Annotated in this window: 16 protein-coding genes and 1 pseudogene; 8 read left to right on the top strand and 9 right to left on the bottom strand. The window is 71.4% G+C overall.

The genetic code is table 11. From position 1 onward, the window contains the following. Positions 1-184 precede the first annotated feature (184 nt). A complete protein-coding gene (locus ACIA5G_RS00580) occupies positions 185-1,651 on the top strand; it encodes a phosphocholine-specific phospholipase C (protein ID WP_395920107.1) in 1,467 nt (488 codons plus the stop codon). Between the two features lie 42 nt (positions 1,652-1,693). Here ACIA5G_RS00580 and ACIA5G_RS00575 read toward each other — a convergent pair whose 3' ends face one another. The 4 genes and pseudogenes from ACIA5G_RS00575 to ACIA5G_RS00560 form a co-directional block, all read right to left on the bottom strand. Further along, the gene (locus tag ACIA5G_RS00575; protein WP_395920106.1) at positions 1,694-1,987 is read right to left on the bottom strand and encodes a YiaA/YiaB family inner membrane protein; all 294 of its coding nucleotides are present in this window, start codon (positions 1,985-1,987) and stop codon (positions 1,694-1,696) included. A gap of 223 nt (positions 1,988-2,210) precedes the next feature. Beyond that, positions 2,211-2,597, bottom strand: a pseudogene (locus ACIA5G_RS00570) (IS30 family transposase); the annotation flags it as partial. 336 nt (positions 2,598-2,933) lie between these two features. Beyond that, positions 2,934-3,335 (bottom strand): immunity 7 family protein, encoded by a 402-nt coding sequence (locus tag ACIA5G_RS00565; protein ID WP_395920104.1) that lies wholly within the window; start codon positions 3,333-3,335, stop codon positions 2,934-2,936. Positions 3,336-3,368: 33 nt separating this feature from the next. After that, a complete protein-coding gene (locus ACIA5G_RS00560) occupies positions 3,369-3,908 on the bottom strand; it encodes a DUF2716 domain-containing protein (RefSeq protein WP_395920103.1) in 540 nt (179 codons plus the stop codon). A 134-nt stretch (positions 3,909-4,042) separates the two neighbouring features. Between ACIA5G_RS00560 and ACIA5G_RS00555 the strand changes: the two genes are divergently transcribed. Then, positions 4,043-4,720, top strand: a complete 678-nt coding sequence (locus ACIA5G_RS00555) for an alpha/beta fold hydrolase (protein WP_395920102.1) — start codon at positions 4,043-4,045, stop codon at positions 4,718-4,720. Here ACIA5G_RS00555 and ACIA5G_RS00550 read toward each other — a convergent pair. From ACIA5G_RS00550 to ACIA5G_RS00540, 3 genes are all read right to left on the bottom strand, one after another. Beyond that, positions 4,705-6,273 (bottom strand): protein kinase, encoded by a 1,569-nt coding sequence (locus ACIA5G_RS00550; RefSeq protein WP_395920101.1) that lies wholly within the window; start codon positions 6,271-6,273, stop codon positions 4,705-4,707. The genes ACIA5G_RS00555 and ACIA5G_RS00550 overlap by 16 nt on opposite strands. A gap of 67 nt (positions 6,274-6,340) precedes the next feature. Continuing rightward, positions 6,341-6,946: a hypothetical protein gene (locus ACIA5G_RS00545; RefSeq protein ID WP_395921832.1), complete on the bottom strand. Its 606-nt coding sequence runs from the start codon at positions 6,944-6,946 to the stop codon at positions 6,341-6,343. 116 nt (positions 6,947-7,062) lie between these two features. Beyond that, positions 7,063-8,835 (bottom strand): hypothetical protein, encoded by a 1,773-nt coding sequence (locus ACIA5G_RS00540; RefSeq protein WP_395920100.1) that lies wholly within the window; start codon positions 8,833-8,835, stop codon positions 7,063-7,065. A 209-nt stretch (positions 8,836-9,044) separates the two neighbouring features. Here ACIA5G_RS00540 and ACIA5G_RS00535 point away from each other — a divergent pair, with 209 nt between their 5' ends. The 6 genes from ACIA5G_RS00535 to ACIA5G_RS00510 all read left to right on the top strand — a co-directional run bounded on the left by ACIA5G_RS00535 (position 9,045) and on the right by ACIA5G_RS00510 (position 18,628). Further along, positions 9,045-10,178 (top strand): hypothetical protein, encoded by a 1,134-nt coding sequence (locus tag ACIA5G_RS00535; RefSeq protein ID WP_395920099.1) that lies wholly within the window; start codon positions 9,045-9,047, stop codon positions 10,176-10,178. Positions 10,179-10,286: 108 nt separating this feature from the next. After that, positions 10,287-11,501, top strand: coding sequence for a hypothetical protein (locus ACIA5G_RS00530; RefSeq protein WP_395920098.1), 1,215 nt, complete (start codon positions 10,287-10,289; stop codon positions 11,499-11,501). Position 11,502: 1 nt separating this feature from the next. Then, positions 11,503-13,875 (top strand): glycosyltransferase, encoded by a 2,373-nt coding sequence (locus ACIA5G_RS00525; protein ID WP_395920097.1) that lies wholly within the window; start codon positions 11,503-11,505, stop codon positions 13,873-13,875. Beyond that, a complete protein-coding gene (locus ACIA5G_RS00520; RefSeq protein ID WP_395920096.1) occupies positions 13,872-15,149 on the top strand; it encodes a hypothetical protein in 1,278 nt (425 codons plus the stop codon). Before ACIA5G_RS00525 ends, ACIA5G_RS00520 begins: the two co-directional genes overlap by 4 nt. Positions 15,150-15,173: 24 nt before the next feature. Beyond that, entirely contained in the window at positions 15,174-16,280 is a 1,107-nt protein-coding gene (locus tag ACIA5G_RS00515; protein WP_395920095.1) for a hypothetical protein, read from the top strand. After that, positions 16,277-18,628, top strand: a complete 2,352-nt coding sequence (locus tag ACIA5G_RS00510; RefSeq protein WP_395920094.1) for a glycosyltransferase family 4 protein — start codon at positions 16,277-16,279, stop codon at positions 18,626-18,628. Before ACIA5G_RS00515 ends, ACIA5G_RS00510 begins: the two co-directional genes overlap by 4 nt. On the opposite strand, the gene ACIA5G_RS00505 is transcribed toward ACIA5G_RS00510, so the two are convergent. Together ACIA5G_RS00505 and gmd are read right to left on the bottom strand one after the other, a co-directional pair. After that, entirely contained in the window at positions 18,622-19,545 is a 924-nt protein-coding gene (locus tag ACIA5G_RS00505) for an FkbM family methyltransferase (RefSeq protein ID WP_395920093.1), read from the bottom strand. The two genes, ACIA5G_RS00510 and ACIA5G_RS00505, sit on opposite strands and share 7 nt — an antisense overlap. Next, positions 19,542-20,537: a GDP-mannose 4,6-dehydratase gene (gene gmd / locus ACIA5G_RS00500; RefSeq protein ID WP_395920092.1), complete on the bottom strand. Its 996-nt coding sequence runs from the start codon at positions 20,535-20,537 to the stop codon at positions 19,542-19,544. The genes ACIA5G_RS00505 and gmd overlap by 4 nt, the downstream gene beginning before the upstream one ends. Between the last annotated feature and the right edge of the window lie 91 nt (positions 20,538-20,628).

Below are 20,628 nucleotides of genomic sequence, written 5' to 3'. Positions count from 1 at the left end.
CACCCGGGCAGCGGTCTTTGTCGTTTGGACCCCCTGCGCCGGACCTAGTGATCGCCGTCACAGGGGGCGCCGTTACCTTCTGACGGGGTTTGTCGGGGTTCGGCAACTGTTTTCATCTCGTGTTCCGGCCGCGTTCCCGCGATGCCACCTTTTCGGGTGATGCTCGCGCGTGATCGTGCTGGACATGACCGAACTGACTCGCCGCCGTCTTCTCGGTGGGGCCGCCGGGGCGGCCGCCACCGCCGCTGCCGCCACCCTCATGCCGCCGAACGTCCAGCGTGCCCTCGCCCAGGGGGCGCCCCAGCGCGGTTCGCTGAAGGACATCGAGCACGTTGTGCTGCTCATGCAGGAGAACCGGTCCTTCGACCACTACTACGGGACCCTGTCCGGCGTTCGCGGGTTCGGTGACCCGCACGCCGCGAAGCTGCCCAACGGCCGGTCCGTCTTCTACCAGCCCGACGCCGAGAACCCGGCCGGCTACGCGCTGCCGTTCCACCTCGACACGCACGCGACCAACGCGCAGAAGATCCCGTCGACGTCGCACGCCTGGCAGGTCCAGCACGACGCCTGGAACGGCGGCAAGATGGACAACTGGCTGCCGGCGCACCGCAAGGCCGACGGCAAGAACGGCCCGTACGTCATGGGTTACCACAAGCGCGCCGACCTGCCGTTCCAGTTCGCGCTGGCCGAGGCGTTCACCATCTGCGACAGCTACCACTGCTCCGTGTTCGGCCCGACCTGGCCCAACCGGATGATGTGGATGACCGGCACGATCGACCCCGACGGCGAGCACGGCGGCCCGATCCTCGACAACAAGGCCCCGGCCGGCGGTTACACCTGGACGACGTACGCCGAGCGGCTGCAGGCGGCGGGCGTCAGCTGGAAGGTGTACGAGCAGAGCGACACCTACGGCTGCAACATGCTGGAGAACTTCGCGAACTTCAAGAACGCGCCGGCGGACTCGCCGCTCGCGGTCAACGGCCTCACGCACCGGCCCGAGGGCCAGTTCGAGTACGACGCGCGCAACGACAAGCTGCCGACGGTCTCGTGGATCATCTGCACCTCGACGGCGTCCGAGCACCCGCAGTACACGCCGGCCGAGGGCGCCGCGTTCGTCGCCTCGAAGATCGACGCGATCGCCGCCAACCCCGAGGTCTGGGCCAAGACGGTGTTCATCCTCAACTACGACGAAAACGACGGCCTGTTCGACCACGTCGTCCCGCCGACCCCGCCGGCCGGGACACCGGGCGAGTTCGTCACGAAGACGTCGCCGGGCGGCACCCCGGGCAACGGCCTCCCGGTCGGCGCGGGCTACCGCGTGCCGGCGATCGTCATCTCACCCTGGACCGCGGGCGGCTGGGTGTGCAGCGAGAACTTCGACCACACCTCGACGCTGCAGTTCCTCGAGAAGGTGACGGGCGTGGCGGAGCCGAACATTTCGCAGTGGCGCCGTCGCACCTTCGGCGACATGACGTCGGCGTTCCGGTTCAACGACCACAAGGCGCAGCCGCCGGTCCTGCCGGACACGTCCGGCCCGCTGACGCTGTCCCGTTACGAGCAGGCCAACCTGCCGGCGCCGACGTTCCCCGGCGCCAACCAGAAGCCGCCGAAGCAGGAGCCGGGCGGCCGGCCGCGAGTGCCGCGCCACTGACGTTCTGGCGGCCGCCCTCTTGCCGGAGGGTGGCCGTTTTTCTTACACCGCGGGGGTTTTGAAGGGATCGTGCTCGGCGAGGAGCTTGTCGAGCCGGGCCTGGTCGACGCGGGAGAGCACGGAGGTCTCCTCCTGTCTGTCCCGCACGCACTTGGCGAGCGTGAAGGTCGAGGTGACCAGGTAGAGCATGCCCAGGGCGAGGAAGCCCCGGATCCAGCCGTCGACCGGCAGGTACACGATCGCGCCGACGACCGCGGCCAGCGCCAGGGCGAACGAGAGGGCCGCCTGGATGTAGAAGGCCGTCGTGGTGGGGGACGTGGTTCCGGATTTGGTCATGTGACCACGGTCTCGCCGGGCTCTGCGGGTGTCTTGAGCAGAACTACTCAGCCCCGGTTGCGATGCGGCAAACCTCGCGGCGGCCGCGAGCGGTCGTGGTGTGGGCGGCTCCCGCCGCTGCCGCGGCAACCCACTCGCGCGGACCACACGAGGCGTGATGCACCCAATGTGGCATTGGGTGCATCAACCCATCGCACGCAGGCGCCCCCGCCCTCCGGCGGTTCTAGCGGTCATCGCAACACTGCTGGTCGGTGATGGTGAGTAATGCTGTCATGCGTTCGGCGGGTGTGTCCCAGTCGAGGGTCATGCGGGGTCGGTCGTTGAGTTCGGCAGCGACTGCGTCCAGGTGCTCCGCGGTGTGCACCGCGAGGTCGGTGCCTGTGGGGAAGTACTGGCGGAGCAGGCCGTTGGTGTTTTCATCGGAGCCGCGTTGCCAGGGAGCGTGCGGGTCGCAGAAGCAGACCGGCATGCTCGTGGCCTGAGTGAACTGGCCGTGCAGGTGCATCTCGCTGCCCTGATCCCAGGTCAGGGACCGCCGCAGCTGCTCGGGCAGCGTGGCGATCTTCGCGATGAGCGCGTCGCGGACCAGGGCCGGGGTGCGGTCCGGTGGTTGACCCCGACCTGCCGGGCCGCTTCCCTGGTGCCTGTCCCTGCTTCCACCAGGTCAAAGTAGGCCGCTCGCCCGGCGGTCAACGCCCGACCACGCCGATCAGAACCCCGCGAGAGGCATTCCGGGGCACGGTCTCGATCCTGTCCGGACACGAGGCAACTCCTGAACACTCAGGTGTTGCAACCACCCCTAGAAACCGCCTCCCCCTTGGGGGCCGGCCCCGCTTCCAGCGTATCGGTGGGGGCCGACGGAACTCGGGGATCGCGCGAAATCCCGCCGGGCTGTCCACATTCGTGCCGGGCTGTGGACAACCGCGGCCAAGGAGCGAGCCGGGGGCTACAGCTCGTAGACGTCCAGGACCGTCGGGGCGACCGGGGTCAGGTGGGGATCCTCGCGTTCGGTCACCTGGCCGCGGGCCATGCGGTAGACGCGGAAGTCGTTGTCGTGCTCGGTGTCCTGGTCGTCCCAGACGTACAGGAGGCCGTACGAGCCCGCGGCCAGCTCGCCGACCCTGGTGAACAGGTCCAGCAGCTGGGGGCCGAGGCGGCCGCCGTGTTTGTCGAAGCCGCCGAAGTGGAGCATCGGCATTCCGGCGCTCCAGCGGAGGTCGACCAGGTCGAAGTCACCCGCGTCGCGGATCGCGCGGTGGACGCGGTCGACCAGGCGCTCCAGGAGCGCCGCGTCGTCGTCGCCGCTGGTCGTCGCCTGGATGGTCGCCCACCCGTGATACTCGAACACCCGCAGAACGGTAGCAAGAGATCAACGCCGGGTTCAGCGGGCCAGCGCGGACGGCTTCCCGTCGCGGCGCAGGACGTTGGTCAGCACACCTTCGCCGTGCCGCTCGAACGCCGGCACCAGCTTCTCGCCGAACACGCACAGCGTGCGCTCCCACGGGTGGCCGAGCGTGCCGTAGGAGAAGTCCTTCGCCAGGAACAGGTGGTAGTCCGCGCGCGGGAACACCGGCACCGGCCAGCGGGCGCCGTCGGTCATCAGCTGCGGGCGGAGGCGGTAGGACTGGTGCTGCCAGTGCAGCGCCCACAGCCAGTCGTCCGGGCCGCAGACCTCGCGGAACGCGGCCTGCGCGATGGCCGAGATCTGGTGCTCCTCGACCGCGTACGGGCCGAGGCGGAACTCGGCCGACGCGCGGTCCAGGTCGCCGGGTGAGAGGTCCCAGGTCCGTGACGGCGCGGGCTCGCGGAAGCCCGGCCAGGCGTGGGCGTAGGTGCTCGGCCAGAACGCCAGCTTGTCGTACACCCAGTACCAGGCGGGCTCGTCGGCGACGCGGGAGACGGCTTCCCAGGCAGCATTCACTGTTTCGACCTCTGACTTGGCCAGGCACGGAAGAACACGCGAAAGCTTCGTGTTCGGCCTCCGGTTTGTCCAGTCCTCGTCCGCTCCGCGCGAACTGTGTCACTCGACCGGGTGGGTTCTGTCAGGTTGTCACCATGAGGATCCTCTTCGTGCACGGTGCGTTCGTCCGCGACGGTGCCTGGTGGTGGCAGCCGACGGCCGACGTGCTCGCCGGGCACGGTCTTCGCAGTTCAGCGGCGGTGCTGCCGAGTTGCGAGAGCGAGCCGCGCGGTGACCTCCACAACGACGCCGCGGCCGTCCGGGCGCTGCTCGACGCCTCCGACGAGCCCGCCGTGGTCGTCGGGCACTCGTACGGCGGAATGGTGATCTCCGAAGCCGCCGGCCATGCGGCCGTCCACCGGCTGGTGTATGTGACGTCGTTCCTGCCCGACGCCGGCGAGGCGCTGGCCGACTTCGGCAGCGGCGACGCGCCGCCCCGGCACGTGAGCCACGGCGACGGCACCGCGAGCGTCCGGGAGGAGGTGGTGCGGCCGCTGTTCGCCCAGGACTTCGACGACGTCACCTACACCGCGGCCGCCGAGCGCCTCACGCCGCAGAACGAGGCGGTGTTCGGCCAGCGGACGACGAAGGCCGCGTGGCGGGAGATCCCGTCGACCTACGTCGTCTGCGCCGAAGACCTGGCGACACCGCCGGAGACGCAGCGGGTGCACGCGGCGCGCGCGACCGACGTCGTCGAGCTGCCGGTGGCGCACCACCCGTTCGTCACGCGGCCGGAGCTGATGGCCGAAGTGCTGCTTCAGAGCACCAGGTAGCCCATCAGGAACTCCTTGGTCTTGCCTTCACAGCCGGCGTCGAGCGAGTCGAAGTGGCTGGCACCCGCGTTGCAGCGGTAGATCGCCCGCGCGGCCGCCCAGCCCGGCGGGTTCGCGTAGAGGTGGCCGAGCAGGCCGAGCGACTGCTGGCCTTCGCACTTGCCGCTCTGGTCGGTCGAGGTGAACCAGTCCTTCTGGTCCTTGACCTTGCAGGCGAACAGCTTGCGTGTGCCCGGCTCGGCCGTCGCGACGAGCGCGCCGAACACGCCTTCCTTCGTGAAGCCCGCGGGCGGGCCGACCTTCTTCGTGCCGCTGAAGTGCCCGCCGTCCGGGTGGTGGAAACGGGTCAGCGGCACCTTGACCGGGTCGGGCTTGCCCGGCTGCTCCCCCGCGCTCGACGGCGGCGGCGTCGCGGAACTCGCGCCCGGCAAGGCGGACTGGCTGGTGGACGGCGGCGCCGAGGACTTCTTGGTGCTGGGCTTCGCCGAAGTGGGAGCGGCGGAGGACGACGTCGGCGCCGGACCCGGCGCGCCCGCGGCCACCGGCGTCGTGGTGTCCGGCTTGAGCAGGAAGATCGCTCCCAAGGCGGCGACGACGGCGACCGCGACACCGCCGAGCACAACCGGCAGCCGGCGCTTCTTCGGCGGCCGGTCCCAGTCCACTGTGGTCGGTGCCGGCGTGGCGACCTTCGCCGTCACCGGCTCGAAGATGATCGTCGGCAGCTCGGCCGGGTCGACGGCCTGCGTCGGCGCGTCGGTGATCGCGTTGCGCGCGGTGGAAAGCAGGCCCCGCAGGCCGGCCGCGCTCAGCCGGTCCGAAGTGGACTGCGTGAGCAGCCCGCGCACGGCGTCGGCGAGCGGGCCGCGGCAGTGCTCGAACACCGGCTGGTCGTACATGATCGCGTGCAGGGTCGCGGCCGTGGTGGTGCGCTGGAACGGCGCCCGGCCCTCGGCGGCGTGGAACAGCGTCGCACCGAGCGACCAGAGGTCCGACGCGGGAGACGGCCCGGCCCCGGCGAACAGCTCCGGCGCCATGTACCCCGGCGAGCCCATGACACCGCCGGTCTGCGTCAGCGCCGGGTCGTCCATCGCCCGCGCGATGCCGAAGTCGGCGAGCTTCACGCGGTCGCCGGGCAGCACCATGATGTTGCTGGGCTTGACGTCCCGGTGCACCACGCCGGCCGCGTGCGCGCTCTCCAGCGCGCCGAGCACCTGCAGGCCGAGCGCGGCCACGCGGTCGTTCGCGAGCGGGCCTTCACGGCCGACGACGTCGGCGAGCGTCGGCGCGACCACCAGCTCCATCACGATGAACGTGGCGCCGTGCTCGGTGACGACGTCGTAGACCGTGACAACGCCGGGATCGTTGAGCCGCCCGGCTGTGCGGGCTTCACGCAGGACGCGTTCGAGGTGCGCGGGTGACGCGCCCGGCGGCGTGGCCAGCTCCTTCAGCGCGACCTGCCGGCCGAGCACCCGGTCCTCGGCGCGCCAGACGACGCCCATGCCGCCCCGGCCCAGTTCGGCCGAGATCGCGTACCGTCCCGCGACCAGTCTCATCGTCGCCCCCCTGAACGCTCGGGGCGATGCTAAGGGAGGCGCCGGGCGGACCCGGCGCCTCCCCGCCTCAGGCGGCGTCCCAGAGGGTGAGGAACGCCGAGGCTTCGCTGCGGGCCCAGGGCCGCAGCCGTTCGCGATCACGCGCGGAGAGCTTGTACTCCTTCGCCCGGCGGACGTCGATCACCAGCGCCTCCCCGCCCGGCAGGACGTCCGGCATCGCCTGCTCCAGCACCCACAACGCGAGCTGCGCGGAGTCCTTCGTCAACGGCTCTTCCTTGAAGTAGAGCCAGGTCGCGTACCGGCGGCCGTCACTCTTGCGCAGCCCGATCTGCGGGCTGACGCCGATTTCGAGGTCGCCGATCCGGCAGCGTCCGCGGCCGACCTCGACCAGCCGTGGCGACCGGCGGCCGAGGTACTGCAGCCAGCCCTCGGCGATCGCGGCGTAGTGCGGTTTCACCTTCTCGTCGGCGGCGTTGACCAGTGCGCGCAACGCTGTCGCGTCCTGGTTCGCCGCCCGGCCGGACCGCACCGCGTTGGCCGCCCGCCGGTAGTAGTTGAACGCGGCCCGCGCCGGGTCCTCGTACAGCCGGCGTTGCCGCCGGACGAACGACGACCGCGACGGACCGGAACTCGCGCTGTAGCCCACGAACGTGGGCAGGGTGATGTAGGCCATGGCCCTGCCTTCCTCCATCACGCCACCCGCGGGTGCGGGCGGCATCTCCCCTGGACAACGCCCATTTTAGAACATATGTACGACAGTTTCGGGGGCCTGATGGGTGACGGCGGGGACTAGCGCAGGGTGAAGGTGACGAGGTCCGTCGACTCGGTCCGGGTCAGCGGCAGCCCGTCGAGTGGGCGGGTGAGCGCCTGCTCGTACGGCGTCCCGGTCGCGCCGACCTTCAGCACCAGCACCCGGGGGATGCCGAACTTCCGCATGACGTCGACGCTGTGGGCGTCCGGGAAGGTCTTGAACGCCTCGTTGATCTCGAGGTACTCCGGGGGCAGCAGCCCGTTGTGCCCGTTGGCCAGCTTGGGGAAGCCCTCGACGGACCAGAACTGGTAGACGAACTCGCTGAACGGCCGGTCGGGCTCCTGGACCATCGGCAGGATCGCCGCCGGTCGCGGGTCGTCCCGGAAGGTCGCGGCCAGGTCCGGCGGGATCCCCGGCGGTGACGGGTGGGGCACGTCCGGGATGCCCTCCACCAGCGCGAACAACGCCGGAACCACGAGCAGCGCCGCGAGGAAGCGGCCGCGGTCGTAGGTCGTGTCCCGGTCGCGCAGCCACTCGCCGGCGCGGGTCAGCGCGCCCGCGGCGAGCAGGATGAACAGCAGGATCACCCACAGCATCAGGCGGCCGGGCGTGCGCAGGGCGTCCCAGCCCGGCAGGTACTTCCACAGGATGTAGTAGGTGTAGTCGCCGCCGAAGAACTGCGAGCCCAGCGCGAACACGAACACCACGACCGACGCGGCGGCGAGGGCCGCCCGCACCCGCACCGACCACGCGCTGTAGAACAGCCCGATCAGCGCCACGACCAGCAGCGCCAGCCCGGGGAACAGGACCTTCTCGGACGCGCCGGGCTGCAGGAGCCAGTTCGAGTCGACCAGGACGCCGGTGTTCGGGTCCAACGGCGTGCCCTGCCAGAGCCAGGTCGAGCTGAGGGTGGTGAACAGCCCGTCCGCCGGCGGCGAGAAGACCTTCACCTCCTCCCAGGGCCGGTTGAACCCGTAGTCGGTGACGACCTGCCGGAACGGGATGGTCATCAGGTAGGTGACAACGAGGAACACCACGACGCCGGCGCCGTTCAGCACGGCCAGCCGGGTGCCGAAGTCCCGCCACCGCCGCAGCGCCGTCACCAGGATGACCACCCCGACGCCGCCCAGCAGGTAGACGAACGGGAGGCCGACCGCGAACCCGAGCGTCACCTGCCACGCCGCGACCAGCCAGCCGACGAACGCCCACCACGGGCGGGCCAGCTCGGGACGGCGGCCGTGCCGCAGGGAGTAACCGTGGCCGCGGGCCAGCGCGAACAGCGCGAGCGCGATCGCGCCGGAGGAAAGGATGTTGAGGTGGCTGATGTGGGTCAGCCGCCAGGGCGCCCAGGCGAAGGCGGCGCCGGCCAGCGCCGCGGCCTGCCAGTTCCCGCCCAGCTGGCGCACCAGCAGGTACGCCCCGGCGTACGCCATCGCGAAGGCGATCAGGAAGACGATGTTGTAGCGGAAGATCGCGGCGTACTGGCCGTCGCCGAACAGCGTCAGCGGCAGGTAGCCGAGCAGCGCGTCGGAGAAGGCGAAGCTGTCGACCGCCGGGAAGAGCGTGTTGCCCGTCCACAGTGGCCCGCCGCCGGTGGCGAAGTTGTGCTGCCACGCCAGCTGCCAGGCCTGCAGCAGCGGGTCGCCGAGGTCGGCCGTGACGACCGACTTCGGGTGCAGCAGGACGGGGTAGTTGAACAACGCCGACAGGAAGCCGCCGACGATCAGGGCGAACAGACCTTCACGGGCCCGGCTCGTCGGCCGGAGGCGGCCGAGCGGGCGGTGCGGCTTCGGTGGTGCTTCGGTGGTCACGTGGCTCCCCTCTGAACGCCCAGCCGGCTCCCCACCGCCGTGACCTGGGCAGCCGGACCATACCGGAGGCCCGGATCGGATCCGGGCGCGGCGAGGACTCCCGAAAGGACGCCACTTGCGCTACGTTGCCGATCAACCTCAAACCGCAACCTCGCTGGTCGGCCGCACGTGCCAGACTGATGCCCCGAATGGTGGATGGGGGTCGATGGATGAGCTGGCAGGACGATCTGCGCCGACTCGACGCGGACCTGGCGGCCGGCCGGATCGAACCGGCTGCGCACCGAAAGCAGCGTGACGAGCTGCTCGCGCAGGCGTCGGGCTCGACGGTGCCCTCGCCCGTCCCTTCCCCGCTCCGGCGGCCCGCGACCGCCTGGCACAGCACGAACCCCGCCGCCCAGCCGCCGGTCGACCCGCGGACCGCGCCGCCGCAGCGGATGGAGTCGCCGTCCACCGGGCCGCACGCACGGTCGCAGCCGCCCCGCCCGGCCCCGCCGTGGCAGCGCACCGACTCCGGGGCGCAGAAAACGCTCTCCCACTCCAGCGTCCCGCCGGTCCCCGACCACCTCACCACCGCGCCGAGCCCGGCCGACATCAACCCGACGCGCTACATGCGCGTCGAAGGGCAGATGCCGGGCCCCGAGCCGATCAGCCGGTTCCCGCCCGTCGGCCGGCCGGTGCACCACCGGCCGGAAGAGCCCGAGGAGGCGCCCGGCAAGCACCGCGGGTCCACCGGTGGCCGGCCGACCTGGCTGTTCCTCGGCCTCGGGGTGCTGGTCGTGCTCGCGGTGGTCGTCGGCGTGACCGCGTGGATCGGCTCGACGGACGACCCGGCGCCGCAGGGCGCGCCCCCGCCCGGGACGTCGTCCGCCTCCGGGATCCGGCCCGAGCCGCTCGAGGACCGGGTGCCGAAGCTGCCCGGCGAGGCCAACCCGAACAACTCGACGATGGCGATCGAAAAGGCGCGGGACCTCGGCCTGATCCCCGCCCAGACCGCCGAGCTCTTCACCTCGAACGGCGCCAAGGAGATGGTGTTCCGCGGCAGCTCCGACGGCGACGTCAACTACCTCGCGCTGGTCATCCCGACGGCCGGCCCGACCAACGCGCAGACCGTCGTCGAGACGCTCTACCAGCAGGCGCTGGCGTCGGGCATGCGCCAGGTCACCGCCGACGTCCGGACCATCTCCGGCCGCGTCGGCCAGCAGTTCCTCAACACCAGCTGGTACGGCTCGGGCAACAACGCCGTCGTCATCGGTGTCGGGCTCCCCTACCGGGGCCAGTCCGGCATGAGCGGCGAGCTGGACGGGATGTTGAAGCAGTTCGAAAGCGTCCTGCCCGCGGGCTGAGGAGACGGGTCACGAAACGACCCTCCGGGCCCCGGTGAGCAGGGCTGAGTGCACAATGATGCGTGAGCTGGCTCAGCTGGCAACCGCTGACGAGATAGGGGGCCGGGTTTGTCCTGGCAGGAGGAACTGCGCCGGTTGGACGAAGAGCTGGCCGCTGGTCAGATTTCGGCCGACGACTACCGGCTGCGCCGGGACAGTGTCCTGTCCGCGGCCGTCAACGCCGATCCCCAGGCCGCACCGGCGGCGGGCGGTCAGGCCGAGAGCACCCAGATCATCGCCCCGGTGTCACCGCCGTCCGGGCCGACGCCGGCCCAGCAGGCCGGTGGCGCCACGGCGGCGGACCAGACCCAGATCGTGAACTCGTCCTTCGGCGACGGCGAACGCACCCAGGCCGTCAGCCAGGGCGGGGCCCCGCAGGGCTGGGCGCCGGCCCAGGGCGGCGACGCCGACCGCACGCAGGTCGTACCGGGCATGCCGCCGCAGCCGGTCGCCGGCGGGTACCGGCCGCAGGGCCAGGGCTCGGGCGGGTTCCCCCAGCAGGCGCCCCAGTACCACCAGCAGGGCCAGCCGCCGGGGCAGCAGATGCCCTGGAACGCGCCGAGCCAGGACACCGGCACGCCGTGGGGCAGCTCGGAGTTCCCGGCCGACACCAACTGGGTCGCACAAGGCCCGGAGCCCTCGTTCCAGGCCACGCCGTCCAAGGGTGGCAAGAAGATCGTCGCGATCGTGATCGCGGTGGTCGTGCTGGCCGGGCTCGGCGTCGGCGGTTACTTCCTCTTCTCCGGCAACTCGAACGAGACGCCGCCGGTCGCGCAGTCCTCCAGCGCGCCGCCGTCGCCGACGCAGAAGCCGAAGGACGACCTGGAGATCGCCAAGCTCCCCGGGACGGTCCTGTCCACCAACAACTACGCGAGCTTCGACGAACTCAAGGCCGCGAAGGTGCTGACCGAGGGCGAGTACGACGCGCTCACCGACGCGAACCCGACGAAGGCCCGCCAGTCGGTGTCCAAGCTGCCGTCCGGGGCCACCGCGGTCGTGCTGACCGTGCGCGCTTCCGGGGCGGCCGGCGCGACCAACGCCGTCGAGCAGCTCACCGAGCAGCAGGTCAAGTTCAAGCTGGTCAAGTACACCGGCACCACACCGCCCGGCGTCGACGTGCTGCAGCTGGTCAAGGACGACGGCGTGGCGCTGATCCGCGCGCACTACGTGAACAAGCAGACGATCGTCCGCGTGCACGTGGACGGGCCCGACATGGCCACCGTCTCGAAGGTGTTCGACGAAATCCTCGCGAAGCAGCTGGCCGAGCTGCCCGCCAGCAGCTGACATGACACGAAGCGGTCCCCGGATCACCGCCTGCACCGTCGTCACCGGGGACCGGCGGGCCGTCGCGGAGGTGCTGGCCGGGTCTTACCGGGCGCACCACCCGGGGCACGGCTTCACCACCCTCGTCGCCGACGACGCCGCGACGCCCGGTGAGCTCGGCCTGGACGCGGACGAGTTCCACCGGCTGGCCACCTGCCACGCCGGCGCGGACCTCGTCGACGTCCTGCGGCCGCTGCTCGTCCGCACTCTGCTGGACAAGTACGACGTTGTGGTCCTGCTCGATCCGGACGTCGAGGTCCGCGCGCCGTTCGAGGACGTCGCCACGCTCGCCGTGGACCACGGCATCGTCGTCTCGGCGGCCTTGCTCGAACCGGTGCCGCAGGACGGTTTGGAGCCGGAGCACGTGCCCGGCGTCTTCGACGGTTTCCTCGCCGCCGGGCCGGCCGCCCGGCCGTTCCTCGACCACTGGGCCGACCAGGCCCGCCGGCGCCCGCCGCTGCGGACCGAGCCGACGTGGCGCTGGCCGGATCTGCTGGCCGGGGTGTTCGGCCACCACGTCGTCCGCGACCCCGGTCTCGCCGTCGGCTACTGGAACCTGCACGAGCGTGCCCTGGCCGGGCTGAAGTTCCTGGCGTTCCGCGGTTACGACCCCGAGACGCCGTGGCTGCTGACCACCGACTGCGGGCCCCGGCCGCGAGTCCGGCTGTCGGCCGATCCGGCGCTGCGCGAACTCTGCGACAGCTACGGCGAGCACATCGGCCGGGACGACGCGGAAACCGAGGCGGGGTACGGAAAACTGCCCGGCGGCACGCCGATCACCCTGCAGATGCGGCAGCTCTACCACGACACCTGGAGCCGCGCGGAAAGCTTCCGCCACACGCCGGACCCGCTCGGCCGCGTCGCCGAGAAGCTGCCGCCGGACCCGTTCGGCGAGGACGGCGGTGAGGCGTTCCGGCAGTGGCTGACCGAACCCGCGTCCCCGCTCGACGCCGCCACCGGGCTGACCCGGCTGGCCGCCGCCGTCTGGCTCTCCCGCGTCGACCTGCAGGCGGTGTTCCCGTACCCGCGTGGCGCCGACCGCGCCGGCTTCCGGCAGTGGTGCGCCACCCACGGCGCCGAGGAGGGCCTGGTGCCGGAGTGGGCCGTGCCCGCCGAGCCGCCGGCGCCGGTGCCGCCGGTCGAGGACTTCGGGGTCAACGTCGCCGGGTACCTGACCGCCGAGCTCGGACTGGGCGAGATGGCCCGGGTGGTCCAGCGGGCCATCGCCGCGGCCGGCGTGCCGATGGTGTCGGTCGTCGAGGAGCACTCCCTGTCCGGTTCGGTCCGCACCGGGCTGGCCGCGCCGGACGACGTGGGTGTGCCGCGGTTCGGCGTCAGCCTGCTGACCGTGAACTCCGACTTCACCCGGCTGCTGCTCGACACCCACCCGGACACCGGCGCCGACCGCTACCGGATCGGCCTGTGGGCCTGGGAGCTCGAGGACTTCCCGGCGGTGATGCACGACGGCTTTGCACTGGTCGACGAGATCTGGACGCCGAGCGACTTCGCCACTCGCGCGATCGCGACGCACTCGCCGGTGCCGGTCCGGACCATTCCGGTGCCCGTGCCGGATCCGGGCGAGCCGGCCCGTGAACCCGGTGCGGTCACGCAGTTCCTCTTCATCTTCGACTTCAACTCCACCGGCGGCCGGAAGAACCCGTGGGGTGTGGTCGAGGCGTTCCACCGCGCGTTCCCGGGCCGCGAAGACGTCCGGCTCGTGCTCAAGGCCACCAACGGGCACCTGAACACCCCCGCGGTCGAGCGGCTGCGCCGCGCGATCGGCGAGGACCCGCGGATCGAGCTGCAGGAGCGTTACCTCACGGTGACCGAACTCGGCGCCCTGTATGCCGGGACCGACGCCTACGTTTCGCTGCACCGCAGTGAGGGCTTCGGGCTCACCGTCGCGGAAGCGATGGTCAGGGGGATACCGGTGATCGCCACCGACTACTCGAGCACCACGGAGTTCTTCGGGCCCGAACACGGCTGGCCGGTGCCGTACACGATGACCGGCGTCGGCCCGGACTGGCCGCCGTACCAGCCCGGCGGCCGGTGGGCCGATCCCGACCTCGACGCCGCGGCCGCCGCGATGCGCGCCGTCGCGGACGACCGGGAGGAGGCTCGTCGCCGGGGGCAGGCCGCCCGCGCGCACATCCTGCGGACCCGCACGACGGACACCGCGGCGGCGTGGATGCGGGAGCGGCTGACCGAAGCCCACCAGACGTGGCTCGCCGGAAGGCCGCAACCGGCGCCGCGGCGGCATCCATTGGTCGCCGGCGCCCGCCGGGTGCTCCGGCCGGTTCGCGCCGCGGCCCGGCGGATCGGGGTGACGGCATGACCCGCACCGAGGGGCCGAAGCCCACCCTGCCGCCCGTCTACGAGGCGTTCCTCCCGCGTGAGCACGCGCTGTACCGGCCGCGGCACGGCCGCAAGCAGCTGGCCGCGCTGCTGTGCGCGACGGTCTTCTTCGCCACCCCGGCCCTGTCGGCGATCCTCGGCGCGCGGCCGTCGGAGTTCGAAAACCGCAAGCTGACGCCGTTCCCGAGCATCGGGCAGGGCTGGTCGTTCTTCACGCAGCTGAGCCAGTGGACCACCGACCACCTGGTGTTCCGCGAGCAGGCGGTGCACGCCGCCGACGGCATCAGCCGCGGCGTGTTCGGCGAACCGCCGCCGCTGCACCAGGAAAACCAGCAGGGACCGCTCCAGGTGCCCGCCGACACCGCGCCCACGAAGCTGGACCCGCGCCAGTTCCCCGACGTCATCGAGGGCAAGGACGGCTGGCTCTACCTGGGCGACGAAGCCACCAGCCACTGCGTGCAGGCGGTCGACCTGAACACCACGTTCGCCCGGCTGCGCTCCTTCCGCGACGCGGTCGAGGCGTCCGGCCGGCAGTTCGTGGTCGTCGTCGCGCCGGACAAGATCGGCATGGTCCCGCAGCACCTGCCCGACGACTACCTGGGCAAGGACTGCCGCCAGAAGGTCGCCGACGACTTCTGGCACCGGGTGGACGCCGAGCCGTTCATGCTCGACGTCCGCGGCGGGATGCAGGAGTGGGCGAACCGCAAGGGCACACCGCTCTACGGGCCCCAGGACGCGCACTGGGACGACGAAGGCGCCATCACCGCGGTCCGCGCGGTCGCCGAGAAGCTGCGGCCGGGGATCAGCAGGAAGTGGCGGCTGGAGCCGAAGGGCGACTGGCAGCTGCCGGCCGACCTGCCGCCGCTGATCGGCAAGACCGGCGTCACCGAAGGCACCCACTACGCGCTGATGCCGGACGGCAAGACCGACCGGACCCGGACCATGCCCGGCGACTACGTCACCCCGGTGCACACCGACACCACGAGCGGCGACGGCACCTACGGCCTGCGCACGGCCTGGATCGGCGACTCGTTCACCATCCGGGCCCTGCCCTACCTCGCCGCGTCCTTCGGCGACCTGACCGCGCTCCACACGAGCACCGCCGACCACGACAGCGGCGAAGCCATCGCGGACCTGCTGCAGCGCAGCGACGTCGTGGTGATCGAGCTGACCGAGCGCGGGTTCACCTCCGGCTCGGTGTCGCTGCTTTCGCCGGCGGTGCAGAAGAACATCTCGCGCAAGCTCAACCCATGACGAGATCGACCCAGGGAACCCAGAATGCCTGCTGACCGGGTGGCCGCCGCACTGGCCCGCCTCGACGAACACCGCGAGCTGCACCTGCCGCTGCGCAAGAGCGACCTGCTGGGCCGGCTGGCCCTGCGGTTCCTGTGGAAGCGCCAGGTGAAGTGGCAGATCGAGGCCAACCTGGCGATCCGCGACGCGCTCGGCGCCTTCCACGAGCAGACCCAGGACGGGGACGGCCGGCTGGTGCGGCACTCCGAACTGGTCCACGAGATCGAGCAGCTCCGGCGGCACGACCAGACGCTGACCGCCGGGCTCAACCAGCGGCTGTACTCCGGGCTCGGCCGGGTCGAGTCGCAGCTGAGCGAGATGCGGCTGCGCCACGCGGAAAGCGCCGAGGCCGGCGACGACGTCGAGCAGCGGCTGAAGGCCATCGAGACGCAGGTCGCCGCGCTGGCGTCGGCGGCCACCGACGTCCGGCTCCGGCACGCTCAGCTGGATCTCGCGCTCGACCGCGTCCGCGCCGGGCAGGAGCCGGCCGACGTCGAGGCCGCCGACCGCGAGTCCTTCCTCGAGCTCGCACTGATCGAGCTGCTCGACGGTCCCGCGGACCACGTCCGCGAAGCCCGCCGCAGCCACCTGCCGCTGGTCACCGCCGCCCGCGAAGCCGGCGCCACCGGCCCGGTCTTCGACGTCGCCCCGGCCCGCGGTGAGTGGCTCGAAGTCCTGCGCTCGGCCGGGTTGCCGATCGCGGCGGCGTCGGACAACTCGCTGGTCCGGAAACACTGCGCCGGGCTCGGTTTCGACGTCGAGGCGCGGGAGCCGCTGGCCGCGCTCGCCGCCCGGCCGCCGCGCTCGCTGGGCGCGGTGACGGCCTTCCGGTTCGCCGAGCGCCTGGCGCCGGACGTCCTCGCCCGTTTCGTAGACCTCGCCGCGACCGCGTTGCAGCCCGGCGGGGTGCTGCTCGTCGAGACGCCGGTTTCGGAGGCCGACCTGCGGCTGGATCCGTTCGCCCGCAAGGCGTTGCCCGCCGTCTACCTGCGGTTCCTCGCCGAAGCTTCGGGCTTCGCCGACGTCGAGGTCACTTCGGTCGAGGCCCCGCACGGGCTCGGCGAGCGGCTGCGCCTGGTCGCCCGCCGATGACGGGGTCGCGAGCGCGCGCCGCGGTGTGGACGCCGCTGCCGCCGCAGACCAGCGGCATCGCGGACTACAGCTACCGGCTGCTCGAAGCACTTTCCGAACTGGTCGACCTCACCGCGGTGCACAACTCGCCGTCGGCGCGCGTGCCGGACGGCGTCGAGCTGCGCCGACCGGACGATCCCGGCGACGGCGTGCCGGTCTACCACATGGGCAACCACGCGGGGGTCCACGGCGAGATCTACCGCGAGGCGATCAAGAACCCTGGCGTCGTCGTGTTGCACGACCCGGCGCTGGTCGACTTCCACGCCGGCTACTTCGGCAGCTACACCAGCGAGGCGTTCGCGGCGGAGGTGCGGTACGCACACGGCCCGATCTGGGGCCACTCCACCGATCCCGCCCTGCTGAACAGCATGCCCGCCATCGAGGTCGACGGGGTCAAGACGCTCGACTACGCGACGTTGACCATGGAACGCCGGCTCGTCACCAGCAGCCGTGGCGTGCTCGTCCACGACCCGCACACCGCGAAGTTCCTCCAGGCGCGCTACCCGCAGGTGCCGGTGCACGCCGTGCCGCTCGGCGCGACGCTGCTCGACGGCTCCCGGCGCGACACGATCCGCGCCGAGCTGGGCTGGACCGACGACCAGGTCGTGTTCGGCGTGTTCGGCAGCCTGGTCCGCTACAAGCGGGTGCCCGCCGCCGTGCTGGCGTTCGCCGAGCTGCGCCGCCGCTGGCCGAACGCGCGGCTCGTCGTCGCCGGGCACGCCGGTGACGCCGAACTGCTGGCCGAACTCCGGCAGACCATCAACCAGAGCGGCGCGGCCGGCTCCGTCCACTTCGAACTGTCGCCGGACGAAAACCGGTTCGACGAACTGATCCTCGCCACCGACGCGGTGATCAGCCTCCGCTGGCCGACCGCCGGCGAGACCAGCGCCGTGATGATGCAGGCCCTCGGCGCCGGGCGGACGGTGATCGCGAGCGACCTGCCGCAGCACCGGCACTTCGACCCCGCGTTCGTGTGGACCGTGCCGACCGATCCGGCGGGTGAGGCGGCCGGGCTCTACCGGCTGCTGGAACGCGGGATGTACTGGCCGGAAGAGCTGCGCGCGGCCGGGGACCTGGCCCGCAAGTGGGTCGGTGAGAACGCGAGCTGGCCGATCGCCGCCCAGGGTTACACGAAGGCCATCGAAGCGGCACTTCCCGAGCCGGCGCCCGAAATCCGGCGCCCCGGCGTCAACACCTTCGCCGACGTCCGTGCCACCACCGGCCTGTCGGAGTCGGCGCGGCGGCACATCCAGGCCCTCGCCGCGACGGACACGAACCTCACCTTCACCGAGTTCAACAGCCAGGCGCCGTACCGCTCGGTCGAAATCCCGCCGGACATCGCCGCGCTGCGCCGCGGCAAGGAGTTCGACGTCGACCTCTGGATCGTCAACGTCAACGAGTGGCAGCTGATCCCCGAGCACGCGCTCGACCGCTACACGATCGCCTTGTGGGCGTGGGAACTGCCGGAACCGCCGCCGCACGCGTTGCCGCACCTGCCGGGCATCAACGAGCTGTGGGTGCTTTCGTCGTTCGTCTCGGACGCGTTCCGCACGGTCACCGACATCCCGATCCTCGTCGTGCCGAGCGTGGTGCCGCACGCGCCGGGCATCCAGCCCGACCGGGGGCGGCTCGGCCTGCCGGAAGACGGCCTGATCGTGCTGTACACCTTCAGCGCGTCGTCCAGCGACGCGCGGAAGAACCCGTGGGCGCTGATCGAGGCGTTCCGCCGCGCGTTCCCGCCCGAAGAGCGGGGCACGAAGGCCCACCTGGTGCTCAAGGTGAACAACCTCGAGCGCTTCCCGGAGCTGGACGCGGCGTTGACCGCGGCGATGGCTTCGGTCGGCGGCACGCTGCTCCGCCGCGAGATGTCCCGCGACGACATGGACACGCTCCTCGCGAGCTGCGACATCTACGCGTCGCTGCACCGGTCCGAGGGGTTCGGCATGGGCATGGCCGAGGCGATGGCCATGGGCAAGCCGGTGGTGGCCACCGGTTTCAGCGCCAACACCGACTTCATGCCGCCGGGTTCCGCCGCCGTCGTCGGGTACGACGTCCGCCCGATCTCGAAGCACGACCACCGGTTCGGCGCGGAGTTCGGCGATTGGTACACCGTCGGTCAGCTGTGGGCGGAGCCGGACGTCGACCAGGCCGCGCAGTGGCTGCGACGGCTCGCGGACAGCCCCCGGCTGCGGGCGTCCATGGGTGAGCGGGCGATCCGGGCGATCCAGGACTGGTCCAGCCCGGCCGCCGTCGGCAAGGTCATGACGGACCGGCTGGCGCAGCTCGCCCGCGAGCGCGCGGCTCAGTAACGGCGGACGCCGGGCTGGGCTTCCAGCTCGGCGACGCGGTGTTCGAGCGCGGCCGCGCGACGGCGGTGCTCTTCGGCCGTCCGGCGGGCCTGTGCGAGTTCCTGCTGCGCGGCGTCCAGCTGTGCACCCAGCTCGCCGCGTGCCTTCTGCGCCGCTTCCACCGTCTCCTCGAGCCGCCGGATGTACGCAACTTCGGACGGGCGGGCCTGGCGCAGCTGGTCACGCTCTTCGCGCACTTCGGCCGCCGCGTAGCGCTCGAAGTCGTCGAAGACGTTCGCGGGCGCGGCCAGTGCGGCCAGCGCGTCGGTGTCGGTGGCCTGGGCGTAGAAGCGGTTGAGGCCGTCGAACAGCCCGCAGCGGTAACCCGCTTCGAGCAGCATCGGCTCCCACTCGTCGTGCGCTGGCTTCGGTGAGCCCGGCTCGGTCGCCTCGATGACGAGCACCCGCGGCCGGTGCCGGCTCCAGTCGGCGCCCTCGATCACCGCGCGCTCCGCACCCTCGACGTCCACCTTGAGGAAGTCGACGTCACCAGGGTGGTCGTCGAGCAGCTGGGCCAGCGTGACGACCTGGACCTCGAGGTCCCGGAGGCGCCAGTCCTCGCGGTACTGCGCGGCGAGGGAGTCGTCGACCGTCGCGCGGCCCCACTGGCCATCGACGACGTGCAGCACGGTCGTGCCCGGCTCGGCGCCGACGGCGACCCGCAGGTTGACGTCCCCAGGGCGCTCCCGGTCGAGCTCGTCGGCCAGCGCCGGCTCCGGCTCGACGTTGATCCCGCGCCAGCCGAGGTCGTAGAACAGCTTGGTGACCGAGTCGCGTGTCGGATAACCGGCGCCCAAGTCGACATAACGACCGGTCGCCTGGCCCGCAAAAACTCTGGCCAGGACGACGTCCTCCGCGTTCTGCGCGTAGGAGATCACGGGAGCGCGATCCCGGCCTTTTTGGCTTCGAGCTGCAGGTCGTGGTCGACCATCATGGCGACGAGCTCTTCGAACCCGACCTCGGGCTTCCAGCCGAGCTCGGTGTGGGCCTTGGTGGCGTCACCGACCAGGAGGTCGACCTCGGCGGGCCGGAAGAACCGCGGGTCCTGCTGGACGAACCGCTCCCAGTCGTCGAAGCCGGCGTGCTTGAACGCGAGATCGACGAAGTTGCGGACGCTGTGCGTGCGGCCGGTCGCGACCACGTAGTCCTGCGGCTCGTCCTGCTGCAGCATCTGCCACATCGCGCGGACGTAGTCGCCGGCGAAGCCCCAGTCGCGCTGCGGGTCGAGGTTGCCCAGCATCAGCTTTTCCTGCAGGCCGAGCTTGATCCGCGCGACGGCGTTGGTCACCTTGCGGGTGACGAACTCGATGCCGCGGCGCGGGCTCTCGTGGTTGAACAGGATGCCGGAGCAGGCGAAGAGGTCGTAGCTGTCGCGGTAGTTCACGGTGATGTCGTGCCCGAAAACCTTCGCCACGCCGTACGGCGACCGTGGGTAGAACGGCGTGTCCTCGGTCTGCGGTGACTGCCGGACCTTGCCGAACATCTCCGAGCTCGAAGCCTGGTAGAAGCGGATCGGGTTGTTCTGGCTGCCACCGACCATCCGGACGGCGTCGAGCAGCCGCAGCACACCCAGGCCGGTGACGTTGGCGGTGAGCTCGGCCTGCTTGAAGCTCAGCGCGACGAAGGAGATCGCGCCGAGGTTGTAGACCTCGTCGGGCTGCACCTGCTCCAGGACCCCGACCAGGCTCGACAGGTCCTGCAGGTCACCTTCGACGATCTCCACGTACGGGTACTCGGCGCGGATCATGTCGATCCGTGGGTTGTTCTGTCCCTTGACCAGGCCGAAGACCTCGTACTGCTTCTCGTGGAGGAGCTCGGCAAGGTATTGGCCATCTTGACCGGTGATACCGGTGATCAACGCACGACGCACCCGCTGAGCTTAGCCGGGTAGTCACCTGCACTTAGCCCGAAGGTGTGACTTCGCCCGTGTCGATGAACGCGTTCCCCCGCTCGGACGCCCC

The organism is Amycolatopsis sp. NPDC051758 (genome assembly GCF_044453095.1).
Taxonomy (GTDB): Bacteria; Actinomycetota; Actinomycetes; order Mycobacteriales; family Pseudonocardiaceae; genus Amycolatopsis.
This window is presented reverse-complemented; position numbering and strand designations above follow the sequence as displayed.